The organism is Phenylobacterium sp. T106 (genome assembly GCF_057219735.1).
Map to the genome: position 1 here is coordinate 431,379 of NZ_JBXVWA010000001.1, position 13,644 is coordinate 445,022.

At 70.7% G+C, this 13,644-nt stretch carries 14 protein-coding genes and 1 riboswitch; of the genes, 11 read left to right on the forward strand and 3 right to left on the reverse strand.

Translation table 11 applies throughout. The annotated features are described in order from the left end of the window. The 4 genes from AC2D8W_RS02045 to AC2D8W_RS02060 all read left to right on the forward strand — a co-directional run bounded on the left by AC2D8W_RS02045 (position 1) and on the right by AC2D8W_RS02060 (position 2,174). Positions 1-444, forward strand: a complete 444-nt coding sequence (locus AC2D8W_RS02045) for a flagellar basal body protein (protein ID WP_293478994.1) — start codon at positions 1-3, stop codon at positions 442-444. Between the two features lie 100 nt (positions 445-544). Beyond that, complete coding sequence (locus tag AC2D8W_RS02050) at positions 545-925, forward strand: group I truncated hemoglobin (protein ID WP_484670114.1); 381 nt, start codon at positions 545-547, stop codon at positions 923-925. A gap of 65 nt (positions 926-990) precedes the next feature. After that, positions 991-1,163, forward strand: a riboswitch (FMN riboswitch). A gap of 85 nt (positions 1,164-1,248) precedes the next feature. Next, complete coding sequence (locus tag AC2D8W_RS02055; protein WP_293478990.1) at positions 1,249-1,749, forward strand: 6,7-dimethyl-8-ribityllumazine synthase; 501 nt, start codon at positions 1,249-1,251, stop codon at positions 1,747-1,749. Further along, the gene (locus AC2D8W_RS02060) at positions 1,749-2,174 is read left to right on the forward strand and encodes a PaaI family thioesterase (RefSeq protein WP_293478988.1); all 426 of its coding nucleotides are present in this window, start codon (positions 1,749-1,751) and stop codon (positions 2,172-2,174) included. The genes AC2D8W_RS02055 and AC2D8W_RS02060 overlap by 1 nt, the downstream gene beginning before the upstream one ends. Positions 2,175-2,183: 9 nt before the next feature. Here the strand turns inward: AC2D8W_RS02060 and AC2D8W_RS02065 are convergent, their stop codons facing one another. Then, positions 2,184-3,776, reverse strand: coding sequence for an ABC-F family ATP-binding cassette domain-containing protein (locus tag AC2D8W_RS02065; protein WP_484670115.1), 1,593 nt, complete (start codon positions 3,774-3,776; stop codon positions 2,184-2,186). A gap of 212 nt (positions 3,777-3,988) precedes the next feature. Here AC2D8W_RS02065 and AC2D8W_RS02070 point away from each other — a divergent pair, with 212 nt between their 5' ends. The 6 genes from AC2D8W_RS02070 (at position 3,989) to AC2D8W_RS02095 (ending at position 10,483) form a co-directional block, all read left to right on the forward strand. Continuing rightward, complete coding sequence (locus tag AC2D8W_RS02070) at positions 3,989-4,456, forward strand: DUF1203 domain-containing protein (protein ID WP_484670116.1); 468 nt, start codon at positions 3,989-3,991, stop codon at positions 4,454-4,456. A 79-nt stretch (positions 4,457-4,535) separates the two neighbouring features. Further along, complete coding sequence (locus tag AC2D8W_RS02075) at positions 4,536-4,862, forward strand: hypothetical protein (protein WP_484670117.1); 327 nt, start codon at positions 4,536-4,538, stop codon at positions 4,860-4,862. Between the two features lie 17 nt (positions 4,863-4,879). Then, a complete protein-coding gene (locus tag AC2D8W_RS02080; protein WP_484670118.1) occupies positions 4,880-5,470 on the forward strand; it encodes a DUF4893 domain-containing protein in 591 nt (196 codons plus the stop codon). A 75-nt stretch (positions 5,471-5,545) separates the two neighbouring features. Beyond that, positions 5,546-6,733 carry a CaiB/BaiF CoA transferase family protein gene (locus AC2D8W_RS02085; protein WP_484670119.1) on the forward strand — a complete coding sequence of 396 codons (1,188 nt, stop codon included), beginning with the start codon at positions 5,546-5,548 and terminating at the stop codon, positions 6,731-6,733. 170 nt (positions 6,734-6,903) lie between these two features. After that, the gene (uvrA, locus tag AC2D8W_RS02090) at positions 6,904-9,804 is read left to right on the forward strand and encodes an excinuclease ABC subunit UvrA (RefSeq protein WP_484670120.1); all 2,901 of its coding nucleotides are present in this window, start codon (positions 6,904-6,906) and stop codon (positions 9,802-9,804) included. Positions 9,805-9,871: 67 nt separating this feature from the next. After that, the gene (locus tag AC2D8W_RS02095; RefSeq protein WP_484670121.1) at positions 9,872-10,483 is read left to right on the forward strand and encodes a glutathione S-transferase family protein; all 612 of its coding nucleotides are present in this window, start codon (positions 9,872-9,874) and stop codon (positions 10,481-10,483) included. A 62-nt stretch (positions 10,484-10,545) separates the two neighbouring features. On the opposite strand, the gene AC2D8W_RS02100 is transcribed toward AC2D8W_RS02095, so the two are convergent. Further along, entirely contained in the window at positions 10,546-11,406 is an 861-nt protein-coding gene (locus AC2D8W_RS02100) for a hypothetical protein (RefSeq protein ID WP_293482536.1), read from the reverse strand. A gap of 121 nt (positions 11,407-11,527) precedes the next feature. Between AC2D8W_RS02100 and trmFO the strand changes: the two genes are divergently transcribed. After that, positions 11,528-12,934, forward strand: a complete 1,407-nt coding sequence (trmFO, locus tag AC2D8W_RS02105) for a methylenetetrahydrofolate--tRNA-(uracil(54)-C(5))-methyltransferase (FADH(2)-oxidizing) TrmFO (protein WP_484670122.1) — start codon at positions 11,528-11,530, stop codon at positions 12,932-12,934. A gap of 13 nt (positions 12,935-12,947) precedes the next feature. Here the strand turns inward: trmFO and AC2D8W_RS02110 are convergent, their stop codons facing one another. Further along, positions 12,948-13,604, reverse strand: coding sequence for a squalene/phytoene synthase family protein (locus AC2D8W_RS02110; RefSeq protein ID WP_484670123.1), 657 nt, complete (start codon positions 13,602-13,604; stop codon positions 12,948-12,950). Positions 13,605-13,644: the final 40 nt, after the last annotated feature.

The window sequence follows — 13,644 nt, forward strand, 5'->3', positions numbered from 1 at the left end:
ATGGCTCTCGCCGCACAAGACGCCGCCGATCGCTGCGAGCAACTGACCGTCCTGACGGAGCGCCTGACCGAACTGGCCGCCGCGCAGGCCCAGGCCTTCGAGCAACGCCGGCCGAACGCCGCCGCCGCCCTGCTGGAGGAAACCTCGCGCCTCGCCAACCTCTACCGGCACGAGAGCGCGCGCATCCGCGCCGACCCCAGTCTGATCGAGGGCGCGCCGCTGGCCGCCCGCACCGCGCTCGTGCGCGCCACCGAGGCCTTCGACGCCGTCCTCGCGCGCCAGGGCCGCGCCATCGAGGCGGCGCGGATCATCACCGAGGGGCTGGTGAAATGCATCGCCGACGAGATCGCCGCCCAGCGCAGCCAGGTCAGCGTCTACGGGTCCGGCGGCGTGCAGACCTCCACGGTCGCTCCGACGGCCATCACGCTGAACCGCCGCGCCTGAACGAAGAGTCTTCGGCGGTCTTAGCCGTTCCCTAGGGATTGGAGCCTAAATCCCACGCCGGCGGCGGGAGCGGGTTTCCGCCGCCTACCGGGAGTTCCACGTGACATCACTCTATGAGCGCATTGGCGGCGCGCCGGCGGTGAAGGCCGCCGTGGACGTCTTCTACGGCAAGGTGCTGGCCGACGCGCGCATCGCCCACTTCTTCGAGGGCGTGGACATGACGGCGCAGAACGCCAAGCAGCGCGCCTTCCTCATCATGGCCTTCGGCGGCCCCAACACCTACAGCGGCGCCGACATGCGGCGCGGCCACGCCCACCTCGTGGCGCGCGGTCTGAACGACAGCCACTTCGACGCCGTGGTGGAGAATCTCGCGGCGACGCTTCGCGAACTGGGCGTCGGCGACGGCGAGATCGGCGAAGTGGCCGCCATCGCCGAAACGGTGCGCAACGACGTCCTGGGACGTTCCGCCGACGCGGCCTGACGTCGCCGTTGTCTGCCCCAGCGTCAGCGTCCTAAGTTCACCAGGCTGCCGGGTCGTCCGGCAGTCTGCGTTCTCAGGGCGGGGTGAAACTCCCCACCGGCGGTAATGCCCACCCTCCTTCGGGACCCGGTGGGACGAGCCCGCGGGCGCCTGGCCACTCGCCATACGTGGGGCCAGGGACGAGCAGACCCGGTGCGATCCCGGGGCCGACGGTCACAGTCCGGTTATGAGAACGGCCACGTCGCGTCGGGCGGACTCCGCCCCGGCGCGTGCATGGCCTGCCCCTGAGTCGTGGTCCTTTGAACCCGGTCAGGGAGAAGACCATGACCCAAGTTGCGACCCTCGAATTCCCCACCGCCAACGGCGCCTTCCGCGCCGGACGCATCGCCTTCGTGCATGCGCTCTGGCACGCCGACATCGTGCGCGAGGCCTACCACGGCTTCCTGGACGAGATCGTGAAGCTCGGCCTGCCGGCCGAGGCCGTGGAGGTCTTCGAGACTCCCGGCTCCTTCGAGATCCCGCTGCACGCCCAGACGCTGGCCCGCAGCGGACGCTACGCCGCCATCGTCGCGGCCGGCTTCGTGGTGGACGGCGGCATCTATCGCCACGACTTCGTGGCTTCCACCGTCGTCAACGCCCTGATGCAGGTCCAGCTGGCGACCGAGACGCCGGTGTTCTCGGTGGTCCTGACGCCGCATCACTTCCACGAGCACGACGTCCACCAGGGCTTCTTCCACGCCCACTTCCGCACGAAGGGAGCGGAGGCGGCGCACGCCTGCGTCGGCACGCTGCAGAGCCTCGCCAAGCTGGCCGGCGCGGCCTGATGGACGCCGCCATCCAGGCGCCGCCGGGCTTCGAGCGACACGATCGTCGCAGTCCGGTGACCGACCCCTGGGAGCCGCTCTACCGGCGGCTCTCGGGCGACGCCGTCGTCCTGGGCGTCCGCGCAGGCGCCCAGCACTGCAACAGCCGCGGCTTCGTGCACGGCGGCCTCATCTCGGCGCTGGCCGACAACGCCATGGGCCTCTCGTGCGCGCGTCGGATGGGCGGGGACGCCAGCCTCCTCACGGTGAACCTCAGCGTCGACTTCCTGGGCGCCGCCCTGACGGGGCAGTGGCTGGAGTTCGACACCGTGTTCGTGAAGCCCGGAGGCACGTTGGCGTTCGCCCAGGCCTTCGTCACCGCCGACGGCCAGCCGTGCGCCCGCGCAAACGCCGTCTTCCGGGTGCTGAGGAAGATGGCCGCGTAGTCGCTGGGCTCAGGCCCGGCCCGTCAGGGCGAGCTCCCGCTCGATCCCGATCGCGGCGAGGAAGTCGCGGTCGTGGCTCACCACGAGCAGGGCGCCGTCGTAGCCGCGCAGCGCGGCCTCGACGGCGCCGATCGAGTCGAGGTCCAGGTGATTGGTCGGCTCGTCCAGGATGAGCAGTTGCGGCGGCCGGTCGCCCAGCAGCACGCAGGCCAGCGCCGCACGCAGCCGCTCGCCGCCGGACAGCACGCCCACTGGCTTCTCGGCCGCCGTGTTCCGGAACAGGAAGCGCGCCAGTGCGGACCGCGCGGCGTGTTCGCTGGACTTCGGGTTCAGCCTGCGGAACGCCGCGATCAGGGTGAGATCGTCGCCCAGCAGCGCGGTCTGCTGGTCGAGCAGGGTCGCCGGCGCGCCCCGGACGATCCGGCCGGCGGTGGGCTTGAGCTCCCCGGCCGCCAGGCGGATGAGCGTCGTCTTGCCCGAACCATTGGGTCCGGACACCGCCAGCCGTTCGGGTCCCGTGATCCGCAGCGAGAGTGGGCCCAGCAGTGGGTCGCCTCCCGGATAGCCGAAGGCCACGTCCTCGAACGCCAGCACCGCCCGCCCCGCCGCGAGACCCGACGGCGGCAGCTCGAAGCCCAGCCGGCGCACCCGCTCGATCTTCGCCTCCGCGCCCGCCAGCGCGTCGGCCGTCTGCGCCCGCAGCCGGTCGGCCACGTGGCCCGCCCGCGCGCCCGACGTCTCGGCGCGCTGCTGCTGGGCGTCGAGGAGGATCTTCGGCGCGTCGCCCTTCGCACGCAGGCGCTTTCCGGCGGCGTCCTTGCGCTGCTTGCGTTCGGACGCCTGCTGGATCTCGCGCGCCACCCGGGCAGAGTCCTTCTGCGCGTCGGCGAGTTCGCGCGCAGCCGCCGCCTCGGCCTCGGCCTTGCGGGCCGCGTACAGGTCGTAGCCCCCGCCGTAGACCTGCGCGCCGAGGGACGTCAGCTCGACGATGCGGTCCATCCGGCGCAGCAGGGCGCGGTCGTGGCTGACCACGATGGCTCCGCCCTTCCAGCGCCCCAGGACCTCGGACACGAGCCCGCGCGCCTCTACGTCGAGGTTGTTCGTGGGCTCGTCCAGGATCAGCAGGTCCGGTTCGGCCGCCAGGAGGCCGGCCAGCATCGCGCGCGTCACCTGGCCGCCGCTGAGCGAGGCGGCCTCGCGTAGCAGGTCGAACCCCGCGAGGCCGACTTCGGCCAGGACGGCGTCGAGCCGCGCCTCCAGCGTCCAGTCCGCGGCCGCCAGGTCTTCCTCGCTTCCCAGCCCGGCCTCGATGCGGGCCAGGCGGGCGAGCGGCGCGGCCACGCCCATCAGCTCGGCGATGTTTGCGCCCGGCGGCGGCTCGAGCGTCTGGCGCATGACCCCCAGCCGGCCTGTCCGCGCCACCGCGCCCGCGGTCGGTTCCAGTTCGCCGGCGATGATCCTGAGCAGCGTGGACTTGCCGACACCGTTCCGTCCCACAAGGCCGGTGCGTTCGGCCCCGAAGGCGAGCGTCAGGTCCTGGAAGAGGCCACGGCCGTCAGGCGTGGCGTAGGCGAGGCCGTCGAGGGTGACGAATGCAGGCATGGGTGAGGATCATCGCGCCGTGGACGTTCGGGGTGGTCGGAATGTCCAGCGCCAGCCGCATCGGCCTGCTCCTCGGTTGAAGCCGGCTACATAGGCGCGCGGCGGCGATCGCGCAAACCGGGGCCGGTTCGCGGCTTTCGGACCTGTGTTGGCTTGGCCACATTGGCCCCGCGAGGGCGAGCGCCGATCTTCCGGCCGAAAGGGAGATCGCCATGCCGTTCGTCGTCCGCCCGCTATCCGTCGCCGCCTTCCGCCCCCTGTTCGCCCTGTCGGACGCCGAGCTCGCCGCGCGCGGGGTCCTGCGCCGGCGGGTCGAGGGGCCGGGAGCGCCCTGCCGCGTGACGCTTGAGGACGCTGCGCCCGGCGAGAGCGTGTTGCTGCTGAACTACGAGCATCAGCCGGCGGACACCCCGTTCCGCGCCAGCCACGCGATCTTCGTCCGCGAGGCGGCCGAGGACCGCACCTTCGCGCCTGGAGAGATCCCGCCGGCCTTCGCGGCGCGCGCGCACCTGTCGCTGCGGGCGTTCGACAGCGACGGCATGATGGTGGACGCCGAGCTCGCGCCCACGGCCGAGCTGCCGGCGGCGATCGAGCGGCTGCTGGACAGCGCGGGCGCGGCCTACCTGCACGCCCATTACGCAGGCGCCGGCTGCTTCGCCGCGCGGATCGATCGCGCGTGACGGGCTGACGATTGCGTGATGGCGAAACCAGACTGATCTGAGGGAGTTCTGGGCGGCGGTTCCCAACGGAGCGCCCATCGTGCCCAGACCCCGATTGCCCTTGCTGACCGCCGCCGTTCTGATGGCCGGCGCGCCGCTGCCGGCCATGGCCCAGGCCTGGCAGGCCACGGTGGTCGCAGCTGCGCCACGGGCCGCACCGGCGCAGAACCTTTCGACCGTCAGCGCTCCCGCGTTCACGCCCAAGCGCCAGACCGTCATCCTGCGGACAGAGCCGCAGGCCCGCCAGCTGGATCTCAGCCCGGCCGACGACGCGCCGGAGGTCGACATCCAGCCCAAGGCCGAGTGGTCGGACGACGAGGGATTGCGCCTGACGCCGACGCGTCTAGCGTTCAAGCGCCGCTTCTGAAGGTCGTCCCGCCCCGCATGCCTCTGCGCCTCGCCACAGCGTTCGCCGCGCTTGCCGGAGCCGCCGCGGCGCAGGACATGACCTGCACGCCCACGCGCGCCGACGCCCAGCGCCTCGAGCGGCTGGACATGGCGTGGCGCGAGGCGCGCGCCGACGCCGTCCGGGGCGGCGCGGCGGACGAGCTGAGGCGACTGGGACTGCTGGCCGAGCCGCGGCTGTCGCTCAACCGGCCGCAGCCCACGCCCGGACGCTACCAGTGCCGCACGATCAAGCTGGGCGCCGCGCGCGAAGGCATGCTGCCGTACATCGCCTACGGCTGGTTCCGCTGCTCGGTGCAGCTCACGCCCGGCGGCGACCTCGTCATGCGCAAGACTACCGGCTCCCAGCGTCCTGTTGGACTCATCTGCCCCTCCGGCCGCCGCGCCGCGCGCTTCGTGGGCGTCCTGGAACTCGGCGACGAAACCCGCACCCCGCGCTACGGGACCCAGGACGACCGGGACATGGTCGGCGTGGTCCAGCGCGTCGGGAACGAGCGCTGGCGCATCGTTTTCCCGTGGCCGGCCTATGAATCCAAGCTCGACATCCTGGAGCTGCGGCGCACCCGTTGAGGACCGCGGCCCGCTGGACTGACGCCGGGGCAAGTCTCGTTGCCTCGCCTCAACCAAACCTTGGGAGGATGGGCGATGGCGACCGGTCTCTTCAGCGACCTTCTGGTCATCGACTGCGCGAGCTTCATCGCCGGCCCGGCGGCGGCGACCGTCATGTCCGACTACGGCGCCCGCGTGATCAAGATCGAGCCGCCCGTCATCGGCGACGCCTACCGCAACCTGTTCCGGCTGCGCGGCACCCCTGACGACATCGACTACTTCTGGGCCCTGGAGTCGCGGAACAAGGAGAGCCTGGCGCTCGACCTGCGGCAGCCCGAGGCGCAGGCCGTCCTGCAGGCTCTGGTGCGCAAGGCGGACGTGTTCATCACCAACATCCCCTTCCCCGCCCGCGAGCGGCTGGGCGTGCGCGCCCAGGACCTGCGTCCCCTCAACAGCCGGCTGATCTACGCCTCGCTGTCGCCGTATGGCGAGGCGGGGCCCGAACGCGACCGCACGGGCTTCGACGCCACGGTCTGGTGGGCCCGGTCGGGCCTGATGGACATGGTGCGCGCGACGCCCGACCTGGAGCCGGCCATCTCGATGCCGGGCATGGGCGACCATCCGACGGCGATGGCCATGTACGGGGCGATCGTCACGGCGCTCTACAAGCGCCTGCAGACCGGCGAAGGCTCGGAGGTCTCGACCTCGCTGCTCTCGAACGGGCTCTGGGCGAACGGATGCCAGGTGCAGGCCGCGCTCTGCGGATACGAGCTGGCCAAGCGTCCGCAGCGCGGCGAGCGGGGCGTGCTGAACGAACTGTACCGGGCGGCCGACGACCGCCAGTTCATCATCTCGAGCACCAACCCGGCGCGCGACTGGCCGCTGCTGGCCAGGGCCCTTGGCCACGCCGACTGGCTCACCGATCCGCGTTTCGAGACCCCCGAGGCGCGGCTTGCGAACGGGCCGGCCCTGGTCGCCCTCTGCGACGAGATCTTCGCGACCCAGCCCTATGCGCACTGGGCGAGGATCCTCAGCGCCGGCGACGTGACCTTCGGCATCGTGGGCTCGATCTACGACCATCTGTCGGACGAGCAGATCGACGCCAACGGCCTGCTGCCGCAGGTCGAGGACAGCTGGATCCGCACCGTCGACAGCCCCTTCCAGATCGCCGGCGAGGGCAAGCGCGCGCCCCGCATGGCGCCGGACATCGGCCAGCATACCCGCGCGCTGCTGGAGGAGTTCGGGTTCGACGCCGCCACGATCGAGGCCGTCACGGCCGGTTGAGGGCCCCGTTCGTTCTCCCTGCTGCCAGCGTCGTGTCAGCAGCCCGCAGGGGCCAGATGACGCAGGCGCTTTGTTCCCCCTGTGTTCACGTGTTATCTGAGTCGCGGGTTACCTAAATTACGCCGTCCGCTCCCGGACCTCCGCGGGCGGCAAGGCGTTTCCGGGACAGAATGGCCGACCACCAGAACTTCATCCGCGTACGCGGTGCGCGCGAGCACAACCTCAAGGACGTCAGCGTCGACATTCCGCGCGGCGACCTGGTGGTCATCACCGGCCTGTCGGGATCAGGCAAGAGCTCGCTCGCCTTCGACACCATCTACGCCGAGGGCCAGCGCCGCTACGTCGAGAGCCTCTCGGCCTATGCGCGCCAGTTCCTGGAGCTGATGAGCAAGCCGGACGTGGACCTGATCGAGGGCCTGTCGCCGGCCATCTCGATCGAGCAGAAGACCACCAGCCGCAACCCACGCTCCACCGTCGGCACGGTCACCGAGATCCACGACTACATGCGCCTGCTGTGGGCGCGGGTGGGCGTGCCCTATTCGCCCGCCACGGGCCTGCCGATCGAGAGCCAGACCGTCAGCCAGATGGTCGACAAGCTGAACGCCCTGCCCGACGGCACGCGCCTGAACCTGCTGGCCCCCGTCGTGCGCGGCCGCAAGGGCGAGTACCGCAAGGAGTTCGCCGAGTGGCAGAAGGCCGGCTTCCAGCGCGCCAAGATCAACGGCGAGCTGATGCTGATCGAGGACGCCCCGGCCCTCGACAAGAAGTTCAAGCACGACATCGACATCGTCGTGGACCGGATCGTCACCAAGCCCGGCCAGGACCAGCGCTACGCCGACAGCCTGGCGACGGCGCTCCAGCTCGCCGACGGCATCGCCGTGGCCGAATGGGCCGACCTGGCCGAGGGTGAGACCGAGCCCCGCCGGCTGCTGTTCTCGGAGAAGTTCGCCTGCCCGGTGTCCGGGTTCACGATCAGCGAGATCGAGCCGCGGCTGTTCTCGTTCAACAACCCCTACGGCGCGTGCCCCGTGTGCGACGGCCTGGGCGCGAAGCTGGCCTTCGACGCCGACATGATCGTCCCCGACAAGGACAAGAGCCTGCACAAGGGCGCCATCTCGCCCTGGGCGAAGGGCCCCTCGCCGCTCTACACCCAGACCCTGCAGGCGCTCTCGCGCCACTACGGCTTCTCGATGGACGAGCCGTTCTGGAAGCTGCCCGAGCAGGCGCGCAAGGTCGTGCTCTACGGCTCGGGCGACGAGAAGATCCGCTTCGTCTATGACGACAACGCCCGCAAGTACGAGGTCAACAAGACCTTCGAGGGCGTGCTGCCGAACCTCGAGCGCCGTTGGCGCGAAACCGACTCGTCCTGGGTCCGCGAGGAGCTCGGCCGCTACCAGTCCGAGACGCCCTGCGAGGCCTGCGAGGGCTACCGCCTGAAGCCCGAGGCGCTCGCGGTCCGCATCGCCGGCGACCATATCGGCACCGTTTCGCGCCTCTCGATCAAGCACGCGAAGGCCTGGTTCGAGGGCCTGGAAGGCCAGCTCACCGACAAGCAGATGGAGATCGCGCGGCGGATCCTGAAGGAGATCAACGACCGCCTGCGCTTCCTCGTGAACGTCGGCCTGGACTACCTGAACCTGTCCCGCGCGTCGGGCACCCTGTCCGGCGGCGAAAGCCAGCGCATCCGGCTGGCCAGCCAGATCGGCTCGGGCCTGACGGGCGTGCTCTACGTGCTGGACGAGCCGTCCATCGGCCTGCACCAGCGGGACAACACGCGGCTGCTGGAGTCCCTCAAAGGCCTGCGCGACCTCGGCAACTCCGTGCTGGTGGTCGAACACGACGAGGAGGCCATCCTCACCGCCGACCACGTGATCGACATGGGCCCCGCGGCGGGCGTCCACGGCGGACGCGTGGTGGCCGAGGGCAAGCCCGCCGAGATCATGGCGAACCCGGACAGCCTCACCGGGCAGTACCTGTCCGGAGCGCGCGAGATCGCCGTGCCGGACGACCGGCGGCCGATTTCGAAGAAGAAGGTGCTGCGCGTCGTGGGCGCGCGGGGCAACAACCTCAAGGACGTGACCGCCGAGATCCCGGTGGGCACGTTCACCTGCATCACCGGCGTCAGCGGCGGCGGCAAGTCGACGTTCACGATCGAGACGCTCTACAAGGCCGCGGCCCGGCGGCTGCACAACGCCTCGGACGCGCCGGCGCCGCACGAGCGGATCGAGGGGCTGGAGCACTTCGACAAGGTCATCGACATCGACCAGTCGCCCATCGGCCGCACGCCGCGGTCCAATCCCGCGACCTACACCGGGGCCTTCCAGCCCATCCGCGACTGGTTCGCCGGGCTGCCCGAGGCGAAGGCGCGCGGCTACGGGCCCGGTCGGTTCTCGTTCAATGTGAAGGGCGGGCGCTGCGAGGCCTGCCAGGGCGATGGCCTGATCAAGATCGAGATGCACTTCCTGCCGGACGTCTACGTCACCTGCGACGTCTGCCACGGCCGCCGGTACAATCGCGAGACGCTCGAGATCCTATTCAAGGGCAAGTCGATCGCCGACACCCTGGACATGACGGTCGAGGAGGCCGCCGAGTTCTTCAAGGCCGTGCCGCCCATCCGCGAGAAGATGGAGACGTTGAAGCGCGTCGGCCTCGGGTACGTGAAGGTGGGCCAGCAGGCGACCACGCTCTCCGGCGGCGAGGCGCAGCGGGTTAAGCTGTCGAAGGAGCTTTCCCGGCGGGCCACCGGCAAGACGCTCTACATCCTCGACGAGCCCACCACGGGTCTCCACTTCGAGGACGTGAAGAAGCTGCTGGAGGTGCTCCACGAGCTCGCCGACCAGGGCAACACGGTGGTGGTCATCGAGCACAACCTCGACGTCGTGAAGACCGCCGACTGGCTGATCGACTTCGGCCCCGAGGGCGGCGACGGCGGCGGCGAGGTGGTCGCCCAAGGCTCGCCCGAAGACGTGACGCGCAACCCGCGCAGCTGGACGGGGCGGTACCTGCACGAACTGCTCGAGCGCCATCGCGAGCGCCGGGGCGCGAAGCGGCGGGAGAAGGTCAGCGCGTGAGGCTCCTGATCCCTCCCCGGCAGGAGAGGGATCATCTAGGGTTCTCTCAACAAGGGGAGACCAGCCTATGAAACTCTATGGCGCGCCGATGCCGGCGCCGAACCCCAGGCGCGTGCGCATCTTCCTGGCCGAGAAGGGCGTCGACCTGCCTGAGACGCCGGTGAACATGATGCAGCGCGAGCACAAGAGCGCCGAGCACCGCGCACGCAACTCGCTGGGGCAGGTGCCGACGCTGGAGCTGGACGACGGGACCTGCATCTCCGAAACGGTCGCCATCTGCCGGTACTTCGACGAGATCCATCCCGAGCCGCCGATGTTCGGAAGGACGCCGGTCGAGAAGGCGCAGGTCGACATGTGGATCCGCCGGGTGGAGTTCACGGTGATGAGCCCGGTCGGGATGTACTGGCGCCACGCCCACCCGTTCACGGCGCGGCTGCTGACCCAGTTCAAGGACTTCGGGGAGTCCAACCGGGAGCACTACCGCAACGCCCAGGGCTGGCTGGACCGCGAGCTCGCGGATCGCCCCTTCCTCTGCGGCGACGCCTACACCATGGCGGACATCTGCCTGCTCTCCACGGTCGACTTCGCCACCTGGATCGGCCTGCCCCTCGAAGAGTCGAACGCCAACCTCAAGGCCTGGCACGACCGCGTCAGCGCCCGGCCCTCGGCCGCGGCGTAGGCCACGGGGAACTCAGGAGGCGCCGCTCGCGTCCCGCGGCGACGGGCGGCGTCGCGCGGGCGTCAGGACGCCTCGGCGGCGTCGGCCTCGATCGCCCGGTAGGCGGTCGCGAAGGGGCCGTAGATCATCACGATCTGCAGGACCTGGAGCAGGAGCTGCATGACCAGCGTCAGCATGGTGGCGATCGCGGCCACCGGCGTCAGGCTGCCGAGATCCTGCATCGCCGCCTGGCCGCCGGAGAGCTCGACGATGGCGAAGCTGATGACGCTGAAGAGGATGTAGACGATCACATAGAAGATCACCGCCAGCACGATCATGCCGAGCAGCGACCAGAAGCGCCCTTTGGTCTTCTCCCAGGCGAGCCCCAGGGAAATCCGGCCGGTGACGAAGACCGTGGGCAGAAGCAGCGAGAGGCGCACGCCGATCCACATCGCCACGATGAAGGCGATCAGCGCCGCCACGAACCCGCCCACCGCGCCGCTCTGGCTGGCGCCGGCGGTGAACACGATGCCCACGATCCCCCACAGCGCGTAGATCACGATGCAGATGAGGTTCGCCACGGTGAGGCGAAGCTCGTCCTTGCCGAGCCGCAGATGCGCAAAGCCGTGCTCGGTCGGCCGCAGGACCAGGCGCATGACGCCGGCGGCGATGATCGACATGAGGAGCGCTGTCATCACCATGACCAGCAGGAAGGCGGGCCACGAACTGGCCAGCAATCCGGCGACTTCCTGCGGGTTGGCGTTCAAGAGCTCGCCCTTGCGGGCCAGCGCGATGAACTGCGGCCCCAGGGTCGCCATCATGGCGAGCGCGATCAGCAGGATGCCGCCGAAATAGACGGCGCTCCAGGCCAGCATCACGCCCGGATGCTCCTTGGTCAGCCGGAAGCCTTCCAACGCCGCATCGCTTGGTGAGAACTGAGCCATTCAACCCCTCTGCGCGAGCCCGACTCGGCTCGCGAGCCAGAACGCAGACTCTGCCGTGCATGGCAAACGGCGTGCAAGGCCCCGCTCGCGATCCAGGCGCACAGTTGCTAGTAGGCAACGCATGTCCATGAGACCTGTTCACGTCGTGGGAGGCGGCCTCGCCGGTTCCGAGGCCGCCTGGCAGATCGCGAGCGCGGGCGCGCCCGTCGTGCTGCACGAGATGCGGCCCGTGCGCGGCACCGATGCGCACCAGACCGACCGGCTGGCCGAGCTCGTCTGCTCCAACTCGTTCCGCGCGGACGACTGGGCCGGCAATGCGGTGGGCCTGCTGCACGCCGAGATGCGGGCGCTGGGCTCGTTGATCATGTCGGCCGGCGACGCCCACCAGGTCCCGGCCGGCGGCGCCCTCGCCGTCGACCGGGACGGCTTCGCCCAGGCGGTCACCGATCGGCTCGAGGCGCACCCGCTGGTCACGATCGTCCGCGAGGAGGTCGCCGGCCTGCCGCCGGTCGACTGGGACAGCGTCATCGTGGCGACGGGTCCCCTCACCTCACCCGCACTGTCCGACGCGATCCTCGACCTGACCGGCGAGGGGCAGCTCAGCTTCTTCGACGCCATCGCCCCGATCGTGAACTTCGACAGCATCGACATGGACATCGCCTGGCGGCAGTCGCGCTACGACAAGGCCGGGCCGGGCGGCGACGCCGCAGCCTACATCAACTGCCCCATGGACCAGGCGCAGTACGAGGCCTTCATCGACGCCCTGCTGGCCGGGCCCAAGTCCGAGTTCAAGGACTGGGAGCACGTGCCCTATTTCGACGGCTGCCTTCCGATCGAGGTGATGGCCGAGCGCGGGCGCGAGACCCTGCGGCACGGCCCCATGAAGCCCGTGGGCCTCACCAACGCGCACCGGCCCGACGAGAAGCCCCACGCCGTCGTGCAGCTCCGCCAGGACAACGCCCTGGGCACGCTCTGGAACATGGTGGGCTTTCAGACGAAGCTGAAGCACGGCGCGCAGACCGAGATCTTCCGGATGATCCCGGGACTCGGGAAGGCGGTATTCGCGCGCCTGGGCGGCCTGCACAGGAACACCTTCATCAACTCGCCCCGCCTGCTCGACGGATCCCTGCGGCTGAAGGCCCAGCCGCGACTGCGGTTCGCGGGCCAGGTCACGGGCGTCGAGGGCTATGTCGAGAGCGCGGCCGTCGGCCTGCTCGCCGGCCGCTTCGCCGCCGCAGAGCGCCTGGGCCGGACGCTGGCGCCGCCGCCGCCCACGACGGCGCTGGGGGCCCTCGTCGGCCACATCACCGGCGGCCACCTGGAAGGCGGGCCCGGGTCGTTCCAGCCGATGAACATCAACTACGGCCTCCTGCCGCCGATGGCGCCGCCGAAGCGCGACGCCGACGGTCGCCGGCTGGGCGCCAAGGAGAAGACCCGGCTGAAGAAGCGCGCCGTGGGCGAACGGGCGCTGGCCGACCTCGCGGCCTGGGCGGGCCATCCCGCGCCGACGCTGGCGGCGGCCGAGTAGATCCAGGCCCCGGTCAGATCCGCCCGGAGGCCGTCGCCCAGACCAGCCGCAGTCGGTCGACCAGGGGAGACCGTCGCCGGCCGACCAGGGCCGCGTGCGCAGCCGCCGGAAAGGCGACCGGCTCCAGCTTGCGGACGGCGCTACGGGCCGAGGCCAGCGCCTTGCTCGCCAGGGCGGCGACCCTCGGCTCGCCACGCTTCGACAGCGCCCAGGCCGCCCCGGCCGCCCGCGCAGGACCGGCGTCTCCGCCGGGCGCCAGGATTCGGGCCGCGATCTCGGCGGCGCGGCCCCCGGTGTCCCGGGCCCAGCGCAGGGCCTCCTTGGGCCGCATCGGCGTGGCGTCGAGCTCGCGGTAGCGCGCATCGATCATGGCCTCCAGCGGCGCACGCTCGAGGCCATGGCGCGCCACGGCCGCCGCCAGCGCCTGCGCCGTCGGATGCCGGCGAACGGGTCGAGCCTCGTAGATCTCGTCCAACACCTCCCGCCACCACGTGAGGCGGATCTCGCCCAGGAGCGGATTGGAGGTGACCTTCGGGGCCCGCGCCAGCTCGTGATCGTAGGCGTAGACGGCGATCACGTCGGCCCGCCTGACTGCGTCGCCGATGAACCGGCTGGAGAGCCAGCGGTCAGGGTCCACCCGCCGGACCAGGTCGTCGAGATCGTCGTCCATCGCACCCTCAACGAAAAAGGCCCGCCGATGGGGCGGGCCT

Excerpts from the sequence above, each read along its gene's own strand:
- AC2D8W_RS02070 (WP_484670116.1), top strand. The coding sequence starts at position 3,989 with ATGCCGTTCGTCGTCCGCCCGCTATCCGTCGCCGCCTTCCGCCCCCTG.
- AC2D8W_RS02065 (WP_484670115.1), bottom strand. The coding sequence starts at position 3,776 with ATGCCTGCATTCGTCACCCTCGACGGCCTCGCCTACGCCACGCCTGAC.
- trmFO (WP_484670122.1), top strand. The coding sequence starts at position 11,528 with ATGTCCATGAGACCTGTTCACGTCGTGGGAGGCGGCCTCGCCGGTTCC.
- AC2D8W_RS02080 (WP_484670118.1), top strand. The coding sequence starts at position 4,880 with ATGCCTCTGCGCCTCGCCACAGCGTTCGCCGCGCTTGCCGGAGCCGCC.
- AC2D8W_RS02060 (WP_293478988.1), top strand. The coding sequence starts at position 1,749 with ATGGACGCCGCCATCCAGGCGCCGCCGGGCTTCGAGCGACACGATCGT.
- AC2D8W_RS02095 (WP_484670121.1), top strand. The coding sequence starts at position 9,872 with ATGAAACTCTATGGCGCGCCGATGCCGGCGCCGAACCCCAGGCGCGTG.
- AC2D8W_RS02085 (WP_484670119.1), top strand. The coding sequence starts at position 5,546 with ATGGCGACCGGTCTCTTCAGCGACCTTCTGGTCATCGACTGCGCGAGC.
- AC2D8W_RS02045 (WP_293478994.1), top strand. The coding sequence starts at position 1 with ATGGCTCTCGCCGCACAAGACGCCGCCGATCGCTGCGAGCAACTGACC.
- uvrA (WP_484670120.1), top strand. The coding sequence starts at position 6,904 with ATGGCCGACCACCAGAACTTCATCCGCGTACGCGGTGCGCGCGAGCAC.
- AC2D8W_RS02100 (WP_293482536.1), bottom strand. The coding sequence starts at position 11,406 with ATGGCTCAGTTCTCACCAAGCGATGCGGCGTTGGAAGGCTTCCGGCTG.
- AC2D8W_RS02110 (WP_484670123.1), bottom strand. The coding sequence starts at position 13,604 with ATGGACGACGATCTCGACGACCTGGTCCGGCGGGTGGACCCTGACCGC.
- AC2D8W_RS02055 (WP_293478990.1), top strand. The coding sequence starts at position 1,249 with ATGACCCAAGTTGCGACCCTCGAATTCCCCACCGCCAACGGCGCCTTC.